The 19,789-nt window shown below is 63.3% G+C and carries 17 protein-coding genes and 1 pseudogene; 11 read left to right on the forward strand and 7 right to left on the reverse strand.

From position 1 onward, the window contains the following. Positions 1 to 331: 331 nt before the first annotated feature. Positions 332 to 997, reverse strand: a complete 666-nt coding sequence (locus IPV08_RS10720) for a hypothetical protein (RefSeq protein WP_207411868.1) — start codon at positions 995 to 997, stop codon at positions 332 to 334. A 3-nt stretch (positions 998 to 1,000) separates the two neighbouring features. After that, complete coding sequence (locus IPV08_RS10725; protein ID WP_207411869.1) at positions 1,001 to 3,067, reverse strand: hypothetical protein; 2,067 nt, start codon at positions 3,065 to 3,067, stop codon at positions 1,001 to 1,003. Between the two features lie 655 nt (positions 3,068 to 3,722). Between IPV08_RS10725 and IPV08_RS24555 the strand changes: the two are divergent. Further along, a pseudogene (locus IPV08_RS24555) lies at positions 3,723 to 3,958 on the forward strand (NAD(P)-binding protein); the annotation flags it as partial. A 13-nt stretch (positions 3,959 to 3,971) separates the two neighbouring features. Here the strand turns inward: IPV08_RS24555 and IPV08_RS10730 are convergent. Then, a complete protein-coding gene (locus IPV08_RS10730; RefSeq protein WP_246747897.1) occupies positions 3,972 to 5,177 on the reverse strand; it encodes a cytochrome P450 in 1,206 nt (401 codons plus the stop codon). A gap of 336 nt (positions 5,178 to 5,513) precedes the next feature. Between IPV08_RS10730 and IPV08_RS10735 the strand changes: the two genes are divergently transcribed. From IPV08_RS10735 to IPV08_RS10750, 4 genes are all read left to right on the forward strand, one after another. After that, positions 5,514 to 5,777, forward strand: coding sequence for a general stress protein (locus IPV08_RS10735; RefSeq protein WP_056425314.1), 264 nt, complete (start codon positions 5,514 to 5,516; stop codon positions 5,775 to 5,777). A gap of 157 nt (positions 5,778 to 5,934) precedes the next feature. Then, a complete protein-coding gene (locus tag IPV08_RS10740; RefSeq protein WP_207411871.1) occupies positions 5,935 to 7,464 on the forward strand; it encodes a phytoene desaturase in 1,530 nt (509 codons plus the stop codon). Continuing rightward, positions 7,445 to 8,548, forward strand: a complete 1,104-nt coding sequence (locus IPV08_RS10745; RefSeq protein ID WP_207411872.1) for a phytoene/squalene synthase family protein — start codon at positions 7,445 to 7,447, stop codon at positions 8,546 to 8,548. The genes IPV08_RS10740 and IPV08_RS10745 overlap by 20 nt, the downstream gene beginning before the upstream one ends. Continuing rightward, on the forward strand, positions 8,545 to 8,697 hold the full coding sequence (locus IPV08_RS10750) for a hypothetical protein (protein WP_207411873.1): 153 nt from the start codon (positions 8,545 to 8,547) through the stop codon (positions 8,695 to 8,697). Before IPV08_RS10745 ends, IPV08_RS10750 begins: the two co-directional genes overlap by 4 nt. Positions 8,698 to 9,282: 585 nt before the next feature. Here IPV08_RS10750 and IPV08_RS10755 read toward each other — a convergent pair. Beyond that, positions 9,283 to 10,161: an SDR family oxidoreductase gene (locus IPV08_RS10755; protein ID WP_207411874.1), complete on the reverse strand. Its 879-nt coding sequence runs from the start codon at positions 10,159 to 10,161 to the stop codon at positions 9,283 to 9,285. 76 nt (positions 10,162 to 10,237) lie between these two features. On the opposite strand from IPV08_RS10755, the gene IPV08_RS10760 reads away from it, so the two are divergent. After that, positions 10,238 to 10,666 (forward strand): helix-turn-helix domain-containing protein, encoded by a 429-nt coding sequence (locus IPV08_RS10760; RefSeq protein WP_207411875.1) that lies wholly within the window; start codon positions 10,238 to 10,240, stop codon positions 10,664 to 10,666. Positions 10,667 to 10,926: 260 nt separating this feature from the next. Here the strand turns inward: IPV08_RS10760 and IPV08_RS10765 are convergent, their stop codons facing one another. After that, entirely contained in the window at positions 10,927 to 11,106 is a 180-nt protein-coding gene (locus IPV08_RS10765) for a hypothetical protein (protein WP_207411876.1), read from the reverse strand. A gap of 86 nt (positions 11,107 to 11,192) precedes the next feature. On the opposite strand from IPV08_RS10765, the gene IPV08_RS10770 reads away from it, so the two are divergent. Further along, a complete protein-coding gene (locus IPV08_RS10770) occupies positions 11,193 to 12,740 on the forward strand; it encodes an anti-phage dCTP deaminase (RefSeq protein ID WP_207411877.1) in 1,548 nt (515 codons plus the stop codon). Positions 12,741 to 13,071: 331 nt separating this feature from the next. Here the strand turns inward: IPV08_RS10770 and IPV08_RS10775 are convergent, their stop codons facing one another. After that, the gene (locus tag IPV08_RS10775) at positions 13,072 to 13,971 is read right to left on the reverse strand and encodes a carotenoid 1,2-hydratase (RefSeq protein ID WP_207411878.1); all 900 of its coding nucleotides are present in this window, start codon (positions 13,969 to 13,971) and stop codon (positions 13,072 to 13,074) included. Then, positions 13,929 to 15,479, reverse strand: a complete 1,551-nt coding sequence (crtD, locus tag IPV08_RS10780; protein ID WP_207411879.1) for a 1-hydroxycarotenoid 3,4-desaturase CrtD — start codon at positions 15,477 to 15,479, stop codon at positions 13,929 to 13,931. The genes IPV08_RS10775 and crtD overlap by 43 nt, the downstream gene beginning before the upstream one ends. Before the next feature lie 86 nt (positions 15,480 to 15,565). Between crtD and IPV08_RS10785 the strand changes: the two genes are divergently transcribed. From IPV08_RS10785 to IPV08_RS10800, 4 genes are all read left to right on the forward strand, one after another. Continuing rightward, complete coding sequence (locus IPV08_RS10785; protein WP_207411880.1) at positions 15,566 to 16,435, forward strand: polyprenyl synthetase family protein; 870 nt, start codon at positions 15,566 to 15,568, stop codon at positions 16,433 to 16,435. A 199-nt stretch (positions 16,436 to 16,634) separates the two neighbouring features. Continuing rightward, a complete protein-coding gene (locus IPV08_RS10790; protein WP_207411969.1) occupies positions 16,635 to 17,765 on the forward strand; it encodes a methyltransferase in 1,131 nt (376 codons plus the stop codon). A gap of 100 nt (positions 17,766 to 17,865) precedes the next feature. Beyond that, positions 17,866 to 18,801, forward strand: a complete 936-nt coding sequence (bchC, locus tag IPV08_RS10795) for a chlorophyll synthesis pathway protein BchC (protein WP_207411881.1) — start codon at positions 17,866 to 17,868, stop codon at positions 18,799 to 18,801. Continuing rightward, positions 18,798 to 19,784: a chlorophyllide a reductase iron protein subunit X gene (locus IPV08_RS10800; protein WP_056425345.1), complete on the forward strand. Its 987-nt coding sequence runs from the start codon at positions 18,798 to 18,800 to the stop codon at positions 19,782 to 19,784. The genes bchC and IPV08_RS10800 overlap by 4 nt, the downstream gene beginning before the upstream one ends. The last annotated feature ends 5 nt before the right edge of the window (positions 19,785 to 19,789 follow it).

Genomic DNA, 19,789 nt, shown 5'->3' on the forward strand with positions numbered 1-19,789 from the left:
CACTCCGGCGATGATATGGCTATGGATAATCTGAAGGGCGCTGAACTAACCACGTCCCATGACGCATTAGGAGCCAAGAGACCTTTCCAAAAATCACATAAAATTCATAGACTGGGTTTATATGGCGAAGGTTTTGACCACCCTAAGCAAACAGAAAATATTTGATTCGCAATTATAGAAAAACGACTGAGGCAACACAGAGACAGCCTTGAAAAATTTAATCGGCTCGGTGCGATTGAAAGGTTGACCGCAACGATTAAGCTACCGAGCCAATTTATACAGGATCTTTTTGAAAAGCCTTAGTTCGACCCATCCTGCAAATTACCTTAGTCTAAAAATCGGAATTGCTGCGGCGAGTAAACGATCCCGCACGCTCGGGCTGCTGAGGCGCAGCAGACGGAGCGTTAGTATTCATGGAGCGCGCCGGCTCTAAACTTTCGTTAATCGCGCCCTGCGTTGCCTTTGCCGCCGCCATCGACTTCCGGCTCACGCCAACAACGACCCACGCCTCCTTTTCTTTGTCATCGTAGCCGTTTTCGAGGACAACCACTCCTGTTAAAGTCCCTGAAGCAAAAGACCCCGTCATTTCTGTGAGGCTTTGACTCATCGCTCGCTGGTCGGTCGTTGTGATGCTCTCGCCGCCAGAGCCCTTCTGTTGATCGGTTTTCGACATCGTGTTTTCGACTTCGGCTACTACCCGACCGCTCGTAACGTGCTGATTCAGAAATCTAACAATATTTGCCTTAGCCTTCTCCTCGGCAATGATTGTCGCAGTTTTTACGCCACGCTTGTCGGCTATCGCGACTGGATGAGCGTATTTAGAATACACACGTTTCCAAGTTCCATCGGGGTTAAAGTCGATAGTAGCACCATCGACACCAGCTTGCCATGTGACGGTTCCATCGGATGTTTTATCGATAGTTTGAGCGTGCGCCGCCCCTGAAATGCCAAGGATGACTACAAGCCCGAAAGCATTCACGATTTTATTTGTTCGCATAGGTTATTCTCCTGTCTCGCTGCTCGACTTCGCAATTCGTGCGCGTACTTCCGAAATCGATGATATCACATTGTTTGGAACCAAAATATTGTAGTACGCATACACTTTTGCGCCTTTGTTCGGAAAAATTATAACGTCGCCATACTCTGAGCGGTGATAAGATTTATCATTCATAACGAAGTAGAATGGATTCGGCTCACCCACACAATAGTTGATAAATTCTTTGCTAGCACCTCTTGGCGCCGAAGCTGAGTTTTGACGGGCGAGCACAGGGAACTGATTCATACTTGCTTTTGTCCCATACACTACCGTCTTGTCTGAGCCAAAAAATTCAATGACAAGACTTATATTACGCGCGGCGGCATCAAAGTCATAGCAAATTTCATTAGGATTACATTCCCTAAACGCAAATTTACTTTCCCGAGCAAATGTACGACCGAAACATTCGACCGATATACCCGAGGTATTTTGGTACAAGGGGAAACAAGCTGCCACACCATATGAGTTCCCCACCGGTTGCTTGGAGAGGAAACTTGCCTGCCAATCTGGGCGCGTCGTTAAATTGCGTGAAAGCGCAGGAAAAGTACAATCAGCGTCAAGCCTTTGGCGGCGGGCTCGGTCCTCAAGACCAAAATCGAGACTTGCTCTACTTTGTGCGATTAATTTAAATTTTGAACTCCATTCTTTCATTGACTCGTCGTTGACACTAAATGTTAGTGGAATGCGGAGCCACGCTTCATTTGAAGTCGATGGAAGTGAAGTATCGACGCTGGGCGAACCAACCCCTACATTTAAAAGGGATGAAACCTTGCCGATCAAGTCGAGATAAATTTGGCTTGCAGACGCCTTTTCCTCGCCAATTGTCTGAGCTGTTGCACTTGCTGTTGCAGTGTCAAACGCTTTTGTTGGGATATCATTTTCTTGTAACGTTTTCAGCAATGGCGCAACAGATACGGAAACATTAGCCGTGACCTCGAAAATGCCATCTTTCTGTTCTGTTTTAATGACTTCAATTTTTGATACATATGCATTCGTATAAGATATCAGTTTTTCCTTGACGACCTCGGATACTCTGTTGTCTGTCATGCTAAGTTCGATCCGTCGCTGATTGTCGACAAACACCCCTGCGACTTGCTGAATAGCAACACGGGAGGCATCCTTCCGAGCGGCATCGGCGGTATCTCCACTGCCTACAACTTCGACATTTCGAATGCTTGCCTCAGAAGAGCGCGGTTTTCCACCCAACGGACTTGTGACAATAGAACTCCCCGAATCAGAAAATTCAGATGGAGGCGCAGCTTTTTTTTCGGGGATAGCAGCGGGCAGGAGTGGTTTGTTCGCGGCTGATTTGAGCTGAGGATTGAACTCAGCCATATCAGATCTTTGACTTTCGTCTTCACCCCTACCTTCATCCCTGTTCGAGTACCCGCGGCGGCTACCCTGAATATTTAAAGGGCGATAGTTCTCGCGCGGATAATCGGTCAGTTCTTGCTGACGATATTGCAACTCTGGATGACGACGAGGCGGCCGCCCCCCGCCCAGCATACCCGATAACACTTCCGGTATTATTTGACGCGGATCTACATGTTGATCCGGTTGAGAACTGTAATGCGACGGCGCACGTTTCGAAAAATTGGCGTCATACTGACTACCTAGCGAATCTCCACGGACAAGCTCTGAAAGATCCTGCGATGATAGAAAATCCGACGGACGACCTCCACGCATCTGCCTATAAGCACGGAATGCATTGCGGGTCCCCGCACCGAATATGCCATCGGGTTCACCAGTCATGAGACCAAGAGATAACAAACGCTTATGTATTGCTACTCTTACGATTGGCGGCAGGTCCGCTTCGGCTGCTGCATCGCCTGTGATCTGACCTCGATAGAAGGAGGCTCGGGTTCGGTACTGCTCCGCGATACAAGCACTAGCACGCGGGGGGTTAAACCTCTTATCACCAATTCCGCATTGGCCCGGAATGGCCTTGTACCATTCACTATGAGCATTGCGTACTCGGACCCGATCCTGTTCTTCCAAACTCCAGACCAGAGCATAATATGAAGACGACATTGCCCAATCTGCGGACCAAGAGGAGGGGTCTTGGCAGATAGCAAGCCCAATAGGCGAGGAAACACCAATGCAACTGAATGTCGGACCAGTTAACGAACGCTCCTCGGCTGCGCAGGGCGAGGCAATAATTGCGCATAGTCCGACTGCCGCAGAAATCAATCGCACTGCATTTACCCCCTGCCAACGCTTTTTCGGGGCTCTACCACGTCCTTTGGTTGCAACCTAGCAGCAACGAGGCCACACAGTCCGACCAAATAACATCACGCTGTGATTTTACGAGGCGCCCTGAAGCGTGCAGGTGAGAGACTTGTGACCAATTTCGTTATCTGCATCTAATAGGCTTAAATCTGTTAAAATGGCGCCCATAAAGGTCGTCGCGATATATCGGTTATTCTTATCCTATCGAATTTTATAGATTAGAAATTTTTAATATAGATTAATTAAATTTAGAAACTATTTACTCAACAGTTAATAATTTGTATTAATATGGTATATGACTTGATTTATATCAATTTTTTCTGAACTAAAGCGCGGTGTCGTTGATTCTCAACCGCAAAGTAAAGAGACTAAGACTCAAATGACTCCCACGAAAACTCCATAAAAATCCAACAAATCACCTATTCCATCCCCAAGTCTCCCCTAATAGTGTCACCCTATGCTGACACTCAGCAATGTGCCGACCTCCTCGTCCCGGCCAGCCAGTCGCCTCCAAGCGGTAGGGATCGGCAGCGTCTTCGGGGGCTGGCCGCCGCGATTCGCCTCGGGGCGCGGAGCTACCGGGTCACGGTGCTGAAGTGACGCGACCAGCCCGGCGGGCGGGCGCGGGTGCATCGCCAGGACGGCTTCACCTTCGATGCCAGCCCCACCATCGTCCCTGCGCCCCTGTTCGAAGCCTCCCGCATCTTCAAACAGCCCGCACCCCACGCAACACGCATCCGCTTCGGGGGCGGGCGGGGATGTAGGCGAGGTCGAGAGTGAGGTCCTGAGGGGGGAGGTCGTAGCGCATCGACGTCGCCAGGAGGTGGGCGGCGGTGACGAGCAGGGTCTGGGTGAGGCCCTCGCCGGGGCAGCGGTGTCCGTCCGTGGCCGAGCCGCCGCCATGGGAGATCAGGTCGAACGGATCGATGGCCTCGGTGCGGAACCGGTCCGGGTCGAAACGCTCCGGCGCGTGCCAGCGGCCCGGATCGTGGTTGGTGCCATAGAGGTCCATGAGCGCCCAATCGCCGGTCTCGAACGCATGGCCCCGCCACTCGAACGGCTCGCGGACCCGCCCGCCGATGAAGGGGATGAACGGATAGGCGCGGCGCACCTCCCAGGCGAAACGCTGGCGCGTGTCCTCGTCCGCCGCGCGGAGGGCCTCGGCCCAATGCGGGTTCTCGTGGAGCGCCATGGCGGCGAACACGACGTAGCGCGCATTCGCCACCGTGGGGCGCAGCAGGTTGATGAGCTCCACGCCGGCCGTCTTCACGTCGAGGAGGCGGCCCTCGGCGTCGCGATGGGTGGCGACGGTCCGGGCGGGTCCGGGCGGCGCGTCGCTTCGGCCGCCGCGGATCTCCTCGATCCGTGCCCGCGCCCAGCGTTCGGTGCGGGCGCGGAGGAGATGCCCCCGCCAATTGCGCGGGCCGATGGCGCCCGTGCCGTCGACCATGGCGGCGAACTCGGCCGTCCGCGCATCGACCTCGTCCGGGGCCAGCGGAAGACCGACCCAGTCGCACACCGCCTGCGTGATGACGCGGTGCGCCTCGTCGAGGAGCACCACGCTGTCCTTCGCCGCCCAGCGCGGCACGGCCCGGCGCCAATGCTCGCTGAACAGGTCGGCGAAGCGCCGGAGGGCGTCCTCCCCCACCAGCGACAGGAACATCGCCTTGCGGTGGCGATGGGCCTCGCCGTCCATCACCATCACGCTGCCATGGTCCTGGATCAGCGCGAAGGTGGTGGGCGGCAGCGCGTGGCGGCGGGTGAAGCGATAATGGTCGTAGAAGCGTGACGCCGCCTCCCGGCCGGACAGGCAGACCACCGGACTGAGCATCAGCCGCGCCGCGAACAGCTCCGATCCGTGGCGCCGGCAGCGGTTCGGGATGAAGGCATAGCCTTCTGCGAGAAGCGACATGGTGCTGTCCGGCGCACGCTCCCGGGGAATCGCCGAGCGGCTTCGCCTGTGTCCGTTCATGGCCGACCTTTCTCGAAAGCCTCGCGGAATGCCTCGTCCGAGCCGGGTCAACCTCCGCGAGGCCGCGCGGTTCACCCTCCGCCTTCAACCAAACGCAGAGCCCAGCCAGGCTATATCGACCCTTTCTCGAAACAAACATAGGCATAAGCCAGGTTAAAAACCTGGGTTAAACCGCATCCTATCCTTGTATAATGGCTTTTTAATCCTGCCTTTCTCGGAACCATGCTTTCGGTTGCTGGTTGATCGGGTCCACTCCCCAACGTAACGGAGGACAGCATGTCTCAATCCAACGACACGCAGGGCAAGTCGGAGCATCGCGGCGGTTCGGGCAACTTCGCCGAGGATCGTGAGCGCGCCTCGGAGGCCGGCTCGAAGGGCGGTCAGGCCAGCGGCGGCAACTTCGCCAACGACCCCCAGCGCGCCTCGGAAGCAGGCTCGAAGGGCGGCCAGGCCAGCGGCGGCAACTTCGCCAACGACCCTCAGCGCGCTTCGGAAGCGGGCAAGAAGGGCGGCGAAGCGAGCCACGGCGGCCGCGGCTAGGACGCACGCGACGCGTCGCGGGACCGGGGGGCGATGCCCCTCGGTCCCCGCGCGCATGTCCTCTCACAGCCGTCGGCACCTTTCCGTCGCGGGCGATCACGCTCCGCCGGTGAATCAACGCTTGCGTCGGTGATTTTTCGGCTGATAGTGTCACCTTATGTTGACACTCAGCGATGTGCCGATGTCCTCGACCCGGCCGGCCAAACGCCCCCACGCGGTGGTGATCGGCAGCGGCTTCGGAGGGCTCGCCGCCGCCATCCGCCTCGGGGCGCGGGGCTACCGGGTCACGGTGCTGGAGCGGCTGGACCAGCCCGGCGGGCGGGCGCGGGTGCATCGCCAGGACGACTTCACCTTCGATGCCGGGCCGACCATCGTCACCGCGCCGTTCCTGTTCGAGGAACTCTGGACCCTGTGCGGGCGGCGCATGGAGGACGATGTCGTCCTGGCGCCGATGCTGCCGTTCTACCGCATCCGCTTCGAGGACGGCGCGACCTTCGATTACAGCGGCGATCTCGACGCCATGCGCGCCGAGGTCGCGCGGTTCTCGCCCGGGGATGTGGCCGGCTACGAGCGCTTCATGGAGCGCTCGCGGGCGATCTGCGAGGTCGGGTTCGAGCGGCTCGGCCACGTGCCTTTCACGTCGGTCTCGGACATGCTGCGGATCATGCCCGATCTGGTGCGTCTCGGCGGACACCGCAGCGTCTACGACGTGGTAGCGAGTTACATCCGCGACGAGCGCCTGCGGACGATCTTCAGCTTCCACCCGCTCCTCATCGGCGGCAGCCCGTTCCGGGCGAGCGCGATCTACTGCCTCATCGCCCATCTCGAACGGCGCTGGGGCGTGCATTTCGCGCTCGGCGGCACCGGCCGCCTGGTGGACGGGCTGGCCGGGCTGATCCGGGGGCAGGGCGGGGCGCTCCGCTGCGGCGCGGAGGCGTCGCGCATCCTGGTGGAGAACGGGGCCGCCACCGGCGTCGCCCTCACCTCGGGCGAGCGCATCGCCGCCGACATCGTCGTCTCCAACGCCGATTCCGCCTTCACCCACCGCACCCTCCTGCCCGAGGGCGTGAGGCGGCGCTGGACCGACCGCCGGCTCGACCGGTCGCATTCCTCCATGGGCCTGTTCGTCTGGTATTTCGGCACGAACCGGACCTTCCCGGACATCGCCCACCACACCATCCTGATGGGGCCGCGCTATCGCGGGCTCATCGACGACATCTTCCGGCGCAAGGTGCTGTCGAAAGATTTCAGCCTCTACCTGCATCGCCCCACCGCCACCGATCCGCTGCTGGCGCCGCCGGGCTGCGATGCGTTCTACGTGCTCTCCCCGGTGCCCAACCTCGCCGGCGGCCAGGATTGGGCGGTGGAGGCGGAGCCCTATCGCCGCGCCATCGAGCGCCATCTCGACGCCACCGTGATGCCGGGCCTGACGGAGAGCATCGTCACCTCGAAGGTGACGCATCCGGGGGATTTCGCGGCCGATTTCCTGAGTTTTCGCGGCTCGGGCTTCGGCCTCGAACCGGTGCTGACACAATCCGCCTGGTTCCGGCCCCACAACGCCTCCGAGGACGTGGCGCGGCTCTACCTCGTGGGGGCCGGCACCCATCCCGGCGCCGGCCTGCCCGGCGTCCTCTCCTCCGCCCGAATTCTCGATACCGTGGTGCCGGATGCGCGCGTCTTCGCCTGACTTGTCTCGGCTTGAATTACTTCGGCCGCCCCTCTGGGCGATCCCCCATGCGGATGCGGCCGACCATGCCGCCTGCCGGGCGGCGATCCGCACCGGGTCGCGCAGCTTCTTTGCCGCCTCCGCCCTGCTGCCGCCCTCCATCCGCCGGCCGGCTTACGGGCTCTACGCCTTCTGCCGCCTCTCCGACGACGCAGTGGACGACGTCGCCGAGAGCGGGCGCCGCCCCGCCGTGGCGCGGCTGCGGATGCGCCTCGACCGGGCCTGCGAGGGCCGCCCCTGCGACGCCCCGGCGGACCGGGCGCTGGCCGACATCGTCTCCGACCACGCCATTCCCCAGGCGCTGCCCGCCGCTTTGATCGAGGGCCTCGCCTGGGACGCGGACGGCCGCCGCTACGAGACGCTTGCCGACCTCACCGCCTATGCGGCGCGGGTCGCCGCGTCGGTCGGCGCGATGATGACCCTGGTCATGGGCGTGCGCGACCCCGACGTGCTGGCCCGCGCCTGCGACCTCGGCATCGCCATGCAATTCACCAACATCGCCCGCGATGTCGGTGAGGACGCGCGGGCAGGCCGGCTCTACCTGCCGCGATCCTGGCTGAGGGAGGCGGGGATCGACCCGGACGCGTTCCTCTGCGCCCCCGCCTTCACGCCCGCCCTCGGTGGCGTCGTGGCGCGCCTGCTGGCGGCGGCGGAGCTTCTCTATGCGCGCTCGGAATCCGGCATCGCCGGCCTGCCCCCCGCCTGCCGGCCGGCGATCCGCGCGGCGCGGCTGATCTATGCCGAGATCGGCCGCGAGGTGGAGCGGGCCGGCTACGATTCGGTCTCCCGCCGCGCCCGCGTGGACGGGCGGCGGAAGCTCGCGCTCCTCGCCCGCGCCCTGGTCTCGACGGACGACCGAGCGGCCTTGCGCGAAACACCCCTGCCGGAAATCCTGTTCCTGATCGAGGCAGTGGCTGCGCTTCCGTCGATGGCCCCGCGGATCCCACCCTGGTGGAACGTGCCGGCGCAGGTGGCGCAGGTGCTCGACCTGGTGGAGACCCTGCGCGAGCGTGAGGCGCTCGGCCGCGCGCCCGCCCCCTCGTGAGCGACCGGCTCTTCGCCGCCTTCGACATCGGCCTCGCCTTCGCCCTCGCGCTGGGGCTGGCCCTGTGGCAGCTCATCGTCGTCCGGCGCACCATCCGCAAAGACCGGGACGACGACGCCCGCCGCCCGCCGGACGATCCCGCCGGCTGACCGCGTTCCTCTCCCCTTTGGGGCTACCGGATTCACACATCCGCTCGACGGCCGTTCGCTCTCTCCAAGAGGTTTCGACTCGAGGCGCGACGGGCTCCCTCTCCTGGAAGGAGAGGGCGATCGCATATGCCGATTTGCCTGTCAGAAAGCCGCTGTCACCACCCCGTCATCCCGGGTCCGCGCAGCGGAGCCCGGGATCCAGAAACACAAGTAGTGCAGGACTTTACACTGTCAGCGGCTCTGGATTGCACGCCTCTGGCGCGGCCCTCCGGGTCCGGGCTCGCCTGTGGCGACCCGGAATGACGGCGTGGTGTCATATGCGATCGCCTTGCCTTCCAGGAGAGGGCACCCGCGCTTGCGAGAGACCAAATCAATCGACCGCGTGGATCGCCCAGAGATGGCATGATCCGAGGCTTGAGCCTCACCCGAGCGCAGCGGCGATGCTGCTGGACAACGGCGCCGTCGGGCGGCCGATGAGCGTCGAGATCAGGCGCGACGGGCTCCCTCTCCTGGAAGGAGAGGGGACCCGCGCTGGCCCGAGACCACATGGATCGTCCGGAGACGGCATGATCCGATGCGCCAGTCTCACCCCAGCGCGGCGGCGATGCTGGCGGAGAGCGGCGTCGTCGGGCGGCCGATGAGCGTCGAGAGTTGGCGGCCCTCGTCGAACAGGGCGCCGTGCGCGGCGTCCACATCCCACGCGGCGAGGGAATCGGCCAGGACGTCCGGCAGGCCGAAGCCCTTGAGCAGCGCCGCATAGTCCGCCTGCGGCAGGTCCCGGTAGGGGATGTCGCGGCCCGTCTGGCGCGAGAGTTCGGCGGCGAGATCGGCCAGGGTGTAGGCCTCGTCCCCCGCCAGCTCGTAGGTTCGCCCGTCATGGCCGTCGCCGGCCAGCACGAGGGCGGCGGCAGCGGCGAAGTCGGCCCGCGCGGCCGAGGCGATCCGGCCGTCACCGGCGCTGCCGAGGAACGCGCCGCCGGCGAGCGCGCCGGGGATCGAAGCGGTGTAGTTCTCGGTGTACCAGCCGTTCCGCAGGATCGTCGCCGGCAGGTTTGAGCCCGCGATGGCGGCCTCCGTGGCGCGGTGCTCGCCGGCGAGGCTGAGCGGCGAGGTGTCGGCATGGAGCAGGCTGATATAGACGAGCCGACCGATCCCGGCCGCCTTCGCCGCCGCGATGACGTTCCCGTGCTGGGCGACGCGCCGCCCGACCTCGCTCGATGAGATCAACAGCAGGCGCTCGATGCCCCGGAAGGCCTCGGCCAGGGTCTCGGGGCGCGCATAATCGGCCACCCGCACTGCGACGCCCCGGTCTCGCAGGGCCTGGGCGGCCTCGCTCTCCAGGGATCGCACACCCGCCACGACGGCGCCGGCCGGCACCCTTTCCAGCAGAGCCGCGATGACGAGGCGCCCCAAGTGACCGGAGGCGCCGGTGACGAAGAGCGTCGGATGAAGGGTGTCGGACATGGCGGGCTTACCCAGGGTTCACTTTCGGTACAAGGGAACTAAGTGAGACCGCATCGGCTGTGAAGGAGGCAGGATTTTGGGACAAGGTGACGCCGAGGGAACCGCCCCAGCACCGGCTCAGGCCGAATTGGCGCGGACCTTCGCGGGCTGGCGGACGAGGGCGTTCGAGGCCTCCCGTTGCCCCGTCCGCAACGTGCTGGACCGGACCGGCGACAAATGGTCGATCCTGATCCTCACCGCGCTGGCCGGCGGCCCGCACCGGTTCAGCGCGATCCTCCGGCTGATCCCCGACCTCTCGAAACGCATGCTGACCCAGACCCTGCGCGACCTCGAACGCGACGGCTACATCGCCCGCACGGTCTACCCCACCAAGCCGCCCAGCGTGGATTACCGCCTGACCACTCTCGGCGGCACGCTCATGGAGCCCCTGGCGGCCCTCGTCCGCTGGGCGGAGCGGAGCCATGCGGAGATCGAGGCGGCGCGGGTGCGGTTCGATGGGGGGTAGGTTGGAAGTTTACCTGCGGCGACGCGTATCACGACAGCAGGGAGCGCAGGCTGATGATGCTAGCAAAAAGAGTGATCTGAATGCCCCCATGCCCGGGCAGAAAAGCGAGGTTCTGTTTGGGGATCGTTCGGACTCGCTGGTGGTATCCTCAGCACACTCAGAGAGACCACAACGCCGGACAAGCTACAAATTTAGCGTGTAAGTATTGACACTAGTTCTGCCAGACATCTCTAGGCGATTCGAATCACCTAGATCATTGTCTAAACCTCTAGTACGACAGGACTTTCGGGATTATGCCGCACCACAGACTGATCATCGCTGTCGTCTGAGGTGTCGGCAAATTTAGAAGCAACACGCTCTCGCCACCTCGCATCTAAAACGGCGAGGTACTCGCTATGCGCCTTGAGCGTGTCCTGAATTGACTTCTCGATGGCGGTCAAGGCACGTTCTCGATCTGGAGCTTGGCTATGCATGGTCTACCCTCGACCCTGCTCTGATAGCAAGCCAAGAACGAAGCGCGAAGCTGATGGTTGCGAAGATCCCCGAAATCCCCTTCCCGGAAATCTTTTTTGGGTTCGTTGCACCGATAGGGGCCGACGTTAAACGTTGCGTTGCTGACTTCAAAAAATGTTTTAACGATCTAAAATATAGAGTAATAGAAATAAAAGCTACAGACGTATTTGAGATGTTGAAAGATCACGTCAATCCATTGATTGCGCTCGACAAAACAACCCAGTTGAAGAGATATGACACTTATATCAGTTATGGCAATCAGCTTCGCAAGGATTTTGATGATAATGCAGTCCTTGCAGCATTAGCGATCGGCAGAATTTCAAAGATCAGGTTATTTGATTTGAAAAATAAGGATTTACCGCAAAATAAGAATATCATTCTTGGAGAAAAAACAGTCTATTTAATTCATCAATTCAAACGCCAGGAAGAAATAACACTTCTACGCTCTGTTTATGGACGATTATTCTTCCAAGTATCTCTATATTCGCGGAGAGGCACAAGAGTCGACAATCTAGCCAATTTATTCGCAAGTGATAATGGCTCAGCAAATATTAATGAGTTCCGATCTGAAGCTGAAAGGATAATTCAGGTCGATCAGGACGAGAAAGACGAGGAACACGGACAGAGAGTATCTAAAATATTCAGCGACGGCGACTTAATTATCAGCGCCGATACCCAAAAACCAACAATGTATGACCAGATAAAAAGATTTGTTGATCTTTTGTTTGGCTCGAATTCCATATCTCCCAATAAGAATGAGTATGGGATGTTTGTTGCTAAAGCGGCTGCCTTACGAACTCTCGATCTTTCTCGGCAAGTTGGCGCCGCTATATTTTCTACTGAAGGAGAAATAGTATCGATTGGCTGCAATGAAGTACCAAAAGGACATGGTGGAACATATTGGTGCGACGACCCCTTTGATGATAGGGAATATTTAAGACTACAAGATTCCAACGATAAGAGGAAGCGCGAGATCCTGTCTGAAATAGCTAACGTTATGGGCCTAAAAATTGATGACATGCTTGCAATCAAAAAAATTAAAGACTCGCAGTTTATGGATGCATTAGAATATGGGCGTATAGTTCACGCTGAAATGTCCGCAATTTCTGACGCCGCAAGATTGGGTCGCTCTGCCAAAGGAAGCAGCCTGTATTGCACCGCTTTTCCGTGCCACATGTGCGCCAAACACATTGTAGCCGCAGGAATAGAGAAAGTAATTTTTCTTGAACCATACCCAAAAAGCCTAGTATCAAAACTTCATAGCGATTCTATTGCTGTTGAGGGAAGCGATAGAGGAAAATACAAGTCTTTTCCTGCTGCAGAATTTGAGCATTTTTATGGTATATCGCCCCGCCGGTATGGAGAACTATTCGAAAGAGGAAAACGGAAGCACGATGATGGCTCGTTCAAGCCTTGGTCTCACGGAGAGCCACGACCGAGCTTAAATGTGACAACTCAATATTATATGATGGACGAAAACAAAATATCAGCTGACGTAATTGGGCAATACATGCTGTTGAAAGAACTTCCTGCTGATTTTCTGGACGTAAAAATTCCATAAACCGGATCAATCCTTATAACATTAGAAAACAGTATTTGTTTATGACAACGGGCATACAACCGCTGTGGTCGTTGCATTAAATTACCGACCCTACTGCTCTAGCGACAGCCGAAACTTCTACCAAACCGCCTCGCTAGCGTAGGCACCTAGGTAAGTTACCGACGATCCAGTGGTATACGCCCATTTCTACGCGACCAAGGCGTGGAAAAAAGCGATTAGGTCAGCTTGGTGTAGACCTCGGCCATCGCCTTGATTCATGTGCTTCGTCAGGAAGCAAGGGTGAAGCTTGGACACCCGGCAACTTCGTTCATGTGAACCAGACCACCCCCCATCACCCCGCCCGCCGCGGCATCCGGAACGGCAGCATGAACTGCACCAGCGGGTTAGCGAAGCGGGTGAGGGACAGGCTTTCGTGGACCGGGCGCACGGGCTCGCCGTCGAGGGTCGAGGCGAGGAGCGAGCGGGCGTAGAACGGGGTGTCCTCGAAGGTGCGGACGACGCTGGACGCCCCGTCGTCGCTGCGGGTGGCGCGGGGCATGCGCCAGAACCGCGTCGGCGGCAAAGCGGCGGGGAGCGGCGGGCGGATGTCGCGGCGGGTACCGTCGGCGGCAAAGCGCAGGGACAGGTTCTGGAGGCTGCCGTCGCGGCGGCGCACGTCGTAGAGGATCGCCGACCCGGCCTTGAGGTCGGCCCGGCACCAGGTCCAGTCGCGAAAATCCCGGCCCAAAGCGGTGTCGCCATGGTTGGTGTCGAAATAGGCGGTGCCGCGCCAGGACAGGCTCGGGGCGTCGAGGGTCACCTCCACGGGGGAGGAGGGCGCCATCGGCCACCAGCGGTGCCGGCCCTCCGCGTCGAGGGTGAAGGTGTCCCGCGTGAAGCCGTTGGGGCGCAGGCGGATCGTGCCGCGCACCCGCGAGGGGATCGGCGCCGTCACCTCGTCGAGGGTGATGGTGAGGGTGGTGCCGTCCCAGGCGAGACCGCTCGGGCCGATCCGGATCTGCGACGCGTCCCGGCTCAGGGCATCCCGGCCGCGCTCGGTCATGCAGAAGCGGTTGGCGCGCTCGCCGTAGAGCACGACGTTCAGGGTGCAGTGGTCGAACGGGTCGCGGCTGAGGTCCAGGGCGTAATAGGGCGAGAACACGCTGCCGATGAAGGCGATGATCGTGAGCCCCTGGCGGCCGTCCTCGCTCAGGGCGTCGACATACCACCAGACGTAACCGCCTTGGGCCACCGGCGTGTCGAAGCGCGGCCCGTCTGGGCGAGATCGGCCAGCAGGCTGTCCGCCGCGATCCGCCCCGATTGCGCCGCCATCGGCACCCCCGGCCCCGGATGGACGCTGCCCCCCGCGAGATACAGCCCCGGCAGCGCCGTCCTGGCCCCCGGACGCTTGAACGAGGCCATCCAGCCGTGCGAGGCCCGGCCGTAGAGGGCGCCCCCCGTCGCCGGAAACAGCCGCTCGAACCCCGCCGGATCGGTGGTCACCGTCGCGGGCGTCGCCTCGATCGTCAGCCCGCATTCCGTCAGCTTGCGACGCAGGTTGGTCTCGCATGTGGCGATCTCCGTGGGGGCGAGGGGGCGTTCCCGGCCGAGAGCCGGGGCGTTGACGAGGCAGAGCAGGCGCTCAGGTCGGTCGAGGGCCGAATCGTCGTCGGCGCGGTCCTGCGCGCAGACATAGATTGTGGGATCATCGGGAAGCCGGCCGGCGCGGAGCTCCGCGAACTCGGCGGCGTAATTGCCCGAAAAGAACACGTTGTGCCGCACCAGCGGGAAGCCCGAGGTTCGGGCCTTCGCGCAGAGCGTCACCGCCGAGAGGGAGCGGGCATTCGGCGGCACCGCTTCCACCGCCCGCGCCGCGCGCGTGCCGAACAGGCCCGCGCCGAGCGCCGCCGCATCGGCATTGGCGACCACGAGATCGGCCGCGATCCGCTCGCCATCGGCGAGGTCGACACCGACGATGCCGCGCCCGTTCTCCACCGCGATGGCGGCCACCTGCGCCCCGTACCGGATGCGGGCGCCGTTCTCCTGCGCCAGTTCGGCGATGATGGCGGCGAGGCGGCTGAGGCCGCCCTCCACATGCCAGACGCCCTGGCTCTCCACATGCGCCACCAGCATCAGCGTCGCCGGGGCCTCGAAGGGCGAGGAGCCGCAATAGGTGGCGTAGCGCCCGAACAATTGGCGCAGGCGGGGATCGCGGAAGTACTCGCCCAGCGCCCCCCACAGGGTGGTGAAGGGCTGGATGCGCAGCAAGCCGCCGAGCCCCGACAGGCCGACCCGGCGGCCGAGATCGACCGGGCTCGGCCGCTCGCCCCGGATGAACGGCCCTTCCAGCGTGCCGTAGACCTCCGCCGCGCGGGCGCGGAAGCGGCGGTAGCCGTCCTCCTCGCGGGGGCCGGCGAAGGCCCGGATCGCCGCCGCCGATTCCTCGGGATAGGCGAACAGATCGAGGCGCTGGTCCGCCCCCCAGGCATGACGGGCGAGGATGGAGGCCGGGCTCAGCCTCACGCGATCCGACAGGTCGGCGCCGCATTCCGAAAAGATCTCCTCGAAGACCCAGCGCATGGTGAAGACGGTGGGGCCGGCCTCGACCCGCGCCCCGTCCGCCGCGACGCTGCGCATCTTGCCGCCGGGCGCGGCCGCGCGTTCCAGCACGGTGACGTCGAGCCCCGCATGGGCGAGGCGCAGGGCCGCCACCAGCCCGCCGATTCCCGCTCCGATCACCGCAACCCGCTGCGCCGCCACTGTGTCACCTGTTTCTGCCTTGACGAGTGTCAATAATATCTGACACTTTGCAATGGCAATACGAAAAGACACCAGGGAGTGGCGCCATGGATGCCAACCGTCGGATCGAGCAGGCTCTCGACGCTGCCGTCGCCCATGCGGAGGCGCCCGGCGCGCCGCCGCTCCTGGCGGAAGCCATCCGCTACGCGGTCTTCCCCGGCGGTCACCGCATTCGGCCCCGCCTCTGCCTTTCGGTGGCGAAAGCCTGCGGCGACGACGATCCGGCGGCCTCCGACGCGGCGGCGGCGGCGATCGAACTCCTCCACTGCGCCTCCCTGGTCCATGACGACCTGCCCTGTTTCGACGATGCGCCGATGCGGCGGCAGAAACCCTCGGTCCATGCCGCCTTCGGCGAGCCCCTGGCGGTGCTGACCGGGGACGCGCTCATCGTCTCGGCCTTCGAGACCCTGGCGCGGGGTGCTGCGCGCTCGCCGGCCCGGCTCGCCTCCCTTGTCGGCCTCGTCGCCCGCGCGGCCGGTTCGCCCAATGGCATCGCCGCCGGGCAGGCCTGGGAATCGGAGCGCCATGTGGGGCTCACCGAGTACCAGCAGGCCAAGACCGGCGCGCTGTTCGCGGCGGCCACGGTCACCGGCGCGGCGGCGGCGGGCGCCCAGGCGCTGCCGTGGCGGCTCCTGGGGGAATGCCTCGGCGAGGCCTATCAGGTCGCCGACGACCTGCGCGACGTGGCCTGCCGTCAGGAAGAGGTCGGCAAGCCGGTGGGCCGCGACGCCACGTTGGGCCGGCCCAACGCCGCCGCCCTGCTCGGCATGGCCGGGGCGCTCTCACGGCTCAAACGCCTCGTGCGGGAAGCCGTGGAGGTGATCCCGGCCTGCCCCGGCGCCGATGAACTCCGCGCCGAGATCGAGGCACAGACGCGCCTGTTCCTGCCGGCGAGCCTCGCGCGGGAATTGGCGTGAGCGGGGCAGACCCGTGTCGTTCACTGATAACGCATCGAGTGAAAGGCCAGCCGCGAATCCTCCCCCCTTTGCGGGGGAGGGTGGCCCTCGCGTCAGCGAGGGTCGGGAGAGGGGAGCGCCGTATCCGGAAAGGTCGCCCCCTCTCCCGGTCGCTCCGCGACCACCCTCCCCCGCAAAGGGGGGAGGGCGACAGCGCGCCCTGCCTTTGCGCGAGCGCTGGCTCGCCTTCCGCAACCGCACCATCGCCAATCCGGCCTTCCAGCGCTGGGCCGCCGCCTTCCCCCTCACGCGGGGGATCGCGCGGCGCAACACCCGCGCGCTGTTCGATCTCTGTGCCGGCTTCGTCTATTCGCAGACCCTGTTCGCCTGCATCAGGCTCGACCTGTTCGCCATCCTCGCCCCCGGCCCGCTCGGGCTCGAGGCCCTGGCCGAGCGGACCTGCCTGAGGCCGGAACGGGCCCTGCGCCTGCTGGACGCCGCCGTCTCGCTCGACCTGCTGCGGCGCCTGCCCGATGGGCGCTTCTCCCTCGCCGATCTCGGCGCGGCGCTGATCGGCAACCCCTCCATCGCCGCGATGATCGAGCACCACGCGCTCCTCTATGAGGATCTGCGCGACCCGGTGGCGCTCCTGCGCGGGGAGGGGGGCACGAGCCGCCTCGCCGCCTACTGGCCCTATGCGGGCGCGGCTGGCGATATGGCGATCCCGGCCGAGTCGGTGGCGGACTACTCGGCCCTCATGGCCGCCTCCCAATCCCTCATCGCCGAGGACATCCTCGACGCCTATCCGATGGGGCGGCACCGCCTGCTGATGGATGTGGGCGGGGGCGAGGGGGCCTTCCTCCGCGCGGTCATGCGGGCGACGCCCGGCCTCGCCGTCCGGCTGTTCGACCTGCCGGCGGTGGCCGCCCGCGCCACGGAGCGTTTCGCGGCCGAGGGCCTGTCCCACCGCGCCGAAGCCCAGGGCGGCAGTTTCCGCAACGTTCCCCTGCCGAAGGGCGCCGACGCCATCTCCCTCGTCCGGGTCGTCCACGACCATGACGACGACACCGTCCGCCTGCTCCTGCGCGCCGCCTACGACGCGCTCGGCGATGGCGGCACGCTCCTGATCGCCGAGCCGATGGCCGGGACGGCGGGGGCCGAGCCGGTCACCGACGCCTATTTCGGCTTCTACCTGCTGGCGATGGGAAGCGGCCGCTGCCGCCGCCCCGCCGAGCTGACGGCGCTCCTCCAGGAGGCCGGATTCCGCGAGTGCCGCGAGATCCCGACACGGCGCCCGCTCCTGACCCGCCTGCTAGTGTCCAGACGAATTGACACGCCGCGGCGTAAGTAAGGCTTGACGAATAAAAGTGTCAATCTAGGATGACACATCGAACAAGCGCCGCACCCGTCTCCATCGGGTCGAGGTAAGAGACAGGGGAGGGTCGACCACAATGCACGCGCTCGCCGTCCTCTTCGAACGCCCTGAACAGCTGTCGCTCACCGAACTCGCCCTCGATGCTCCGGGCCCGGCCGACGCGGTGGTCGAGACCCTGTGGAGCGGCATCAGCACCGGCACCGAGCGCCTGCTCTGGACGGGCCGGATGCCGCCCTTTCCGGGCATGGGCTATCCGCTGGTCCCCGGCTACGAATCGGTGGGAGAGGTGGTGGAAGCCGGCCCCGCCTCCGGCCTCGCCGTCGGGCAGCGGGTCTTCGTGCCCGGCGCCCGCTGCTTCGGCCCGGTGCGCGGCCTGTTCGGCGGCGCGGCCTCGCGCCTGGTGAGCGAAGGCGCGCGGCTCGTTCCCATCGATGCGGATTTGCGCGAACACGGCATCCTGATCGCCCTCGCGGCCACCGCCTACCATGCACTCCACGCGCGCCCGGAAGGCCGCTCGCTCATCGTCGGTCACGGGGTACTCGGACGGCTTCTCGCCCGCCTGACACGGATCGCCGGCGGCGAGCCTTTGGTGTGGGAAATGAACGCGGTGCGGGCCACGGGCGCGCAGGGCTACGAGGTCCTGCATCCCGATGCGGACGAGACCCGCGATTACGGCTCCATCACCGATGTCAGCGGCGACGCCGCGATCCTCGACACGCTGATCGGGCGGCTCAGGCCCGGCGGCGAGATCGTGCTCGCCGGTTTCTACGAGGCGCCGCTCTCCTTCGCCTTCCCACCCGCCTTCCTGCGCGAGGCCCGCATCCGCGTCGCCGCCCAGTGGCGGCCGGACGATCTCGCCGCGGTCCTGACCCTGATCGAGGGGGGGCGTCTCTCCCTCGACGGCCTGATCACCCATCGTGAACCGGCGGCGCACGCGCCGTCCGCCTATCGCACGGCGTTCGGCGAGCCCGAATGCCTGAAGATGATCCTCGATTGGAGAGCCGCTTCATGAACATGCAGCTGAACGGAGCCGCACTCCTGCGCGCCGAAGCCGCCATCGAGCCGGATGCGGCCCCCGTCTCCGCCACCAAGGAGACGCAGATCATCGCGATCTACGGCAAGGGCGGCATCGGCAAGTCGTTCACGCTGGCCAATCTCAGCTACATGATGGCCCAGCAGGGCAAGAAGGTCCTGCTCATCGGCTGCGACCCGAAGAGCGACACGACGTCCCTGCTCTTCGGCGGCCGCGCCTGCCCGACCATCATCGAAACCTCCACCAAGAAGAAACTCGCCGGCGAGCAGGTCGCCATCGGCGATGTCTGCTTCAAGCGCGACGGCGTCTACGCCATGGAGCTCGGCGGGCCGGAAGTCGGGCGCGGCTGCGGCGGACGCGGCATCATCCACGGTTTCGAACTGCTGGAGAAGCTCGGCTTCCACGAATGGGGCTTCGACTACGTCCTGCTCGACTTCCTCGGCGACGTGGTCTGCGGCGGCTTCGGCCTGCCGATCGCCCGCGACATGTGCCAGAAGGTCATCGTCGTCGGCTCGAACGATCTTCAATCGTTGTATGTCGCCAACAACGTCTGCTCAGCGGTGGAATACTTCCGCAAGCTCGGCGGCAACGTGGGTGTGGGCGGCCTCGTCATCAACAAGGACGATGGCACCGGCGAGGCCCAGGCCTTCGCCGCCGCCGTTGGCATCCCGGTCCTGGCCTCGATCCCGGCCGATGACGACATCCGCAAGAAGAGCGCGAATTACGAGATCATCGGCCGGCCCGAGAGCCCATGGGGCTCGCTCTTCGCGGATCTGGCCCAGAACGTCCACGACGCGGCGGCCAACCACCCGACGCCGCTCTCCCAGGACGGGCTGCTCGGCCTGTTCAAGGGCGAGGCCGTGGGCCGCGGCGTCACCCTGGTCCCCGCCACCTTCGAGGATATGTGCGGCACGGTTCAGGTCGTGAAGCCGTCCCTCGAAGTCGTCTACGACGAGGTCTGACGCGC

It is taken from the genome of Methylobacterium sp. SD274, assembly GCF_017355285.1.
Lineage (GTDB): Bacteria > Pseudomonadota > Alphaproteobacteria > Rhizobiales > Beijerinckiaceae > Methylobacterium.

What these genes read in the sequence shown, in the direction of transcription:
- IPV08_RS10720 (WP_207411868.1), bottom strand. Translation starts at nt 997, where the DNA reads ATGCGAACAAATAAAATCGTGAATGCTTTCGGGCTTGTAGTCATCCTT.
- IPV08_RS10725 (WP_207411869.1), bottom strand. Translation starts at nt 3,067, where the DNA reads ATGTCGTCTTCATATTATGCTCTGGTCTGGAGTTTGGAAGAACAGGAT.
- IPV08_RS10730 (WP_246747897.1), bottom strand. Translation starts at nt 5,177, where the DNA reads ATGTCGCTTCTCGCAGAAGGCTATGCCTTCATCCCGAACCGCTGCCGG.
- IPV08_RS10735 (WP_056425314.1), top strand. Translation starts at nt 5,514, where the DNA reads ATGTCTCAATCCAACGACACGCAGGGCAAGTCGGAGCATCGCGGCGGT.
- IPV08_RS10740 (WP_207411871.1), top strand. Translation starts at nt 5,935, where the DNA reads ATGTTGACACTCAGCGATGTGCCGATGTCCTCGACCCGGCCGGCCAAA.
- IPV08_RS10745 (WP_207411872.1), top strand. Translation starts at nt 7,445, where the DNA reads ATGCGCGCGTCTTCGCCTGACTTGTCTCGGCTTGAATTACTTCGGCCG.
- IPV08_RS10755 (WP_207411874.1), bottom strand. Translation starts at nt 10,161, where the DNA reads ATGTCCGACACCCTTCATCCGACGCTCTTCGTCACCGGCGCCTCCGGT.
- IPV08_RS10770 (WP_207411877.1), top strand. Translation starts at nt 11,193, where the DNA reads ATGGTTGCGAAGATCCCCGAAATCCCCTTCCCGGAAATCTTTTTTGGG.
- IPV08_RS10785 (WP_207411880.1), top strand. Translation starts at nt 15,566, where the DNA reads ATGGATGCCAACCGTCGGATCGAGCAGGCTCTCGACGCTGCCGTCGCC.
- bchC (WP_207411881.1), top strand. Translation starts at nt 17,866, where the DNA reads ATGCACGCGCTCGCCGTCCTCTTCGAACGCCCTGAACAGCTGTCGCTC.
- IPV08_RS10800 (WP_056425345.1), top strand. Translation starts at nt 18,798, where the DNA reads ATGAACATGCAGCTGAACGGAGCCGCACTCCTGCGCGCCGAAGCCGCC.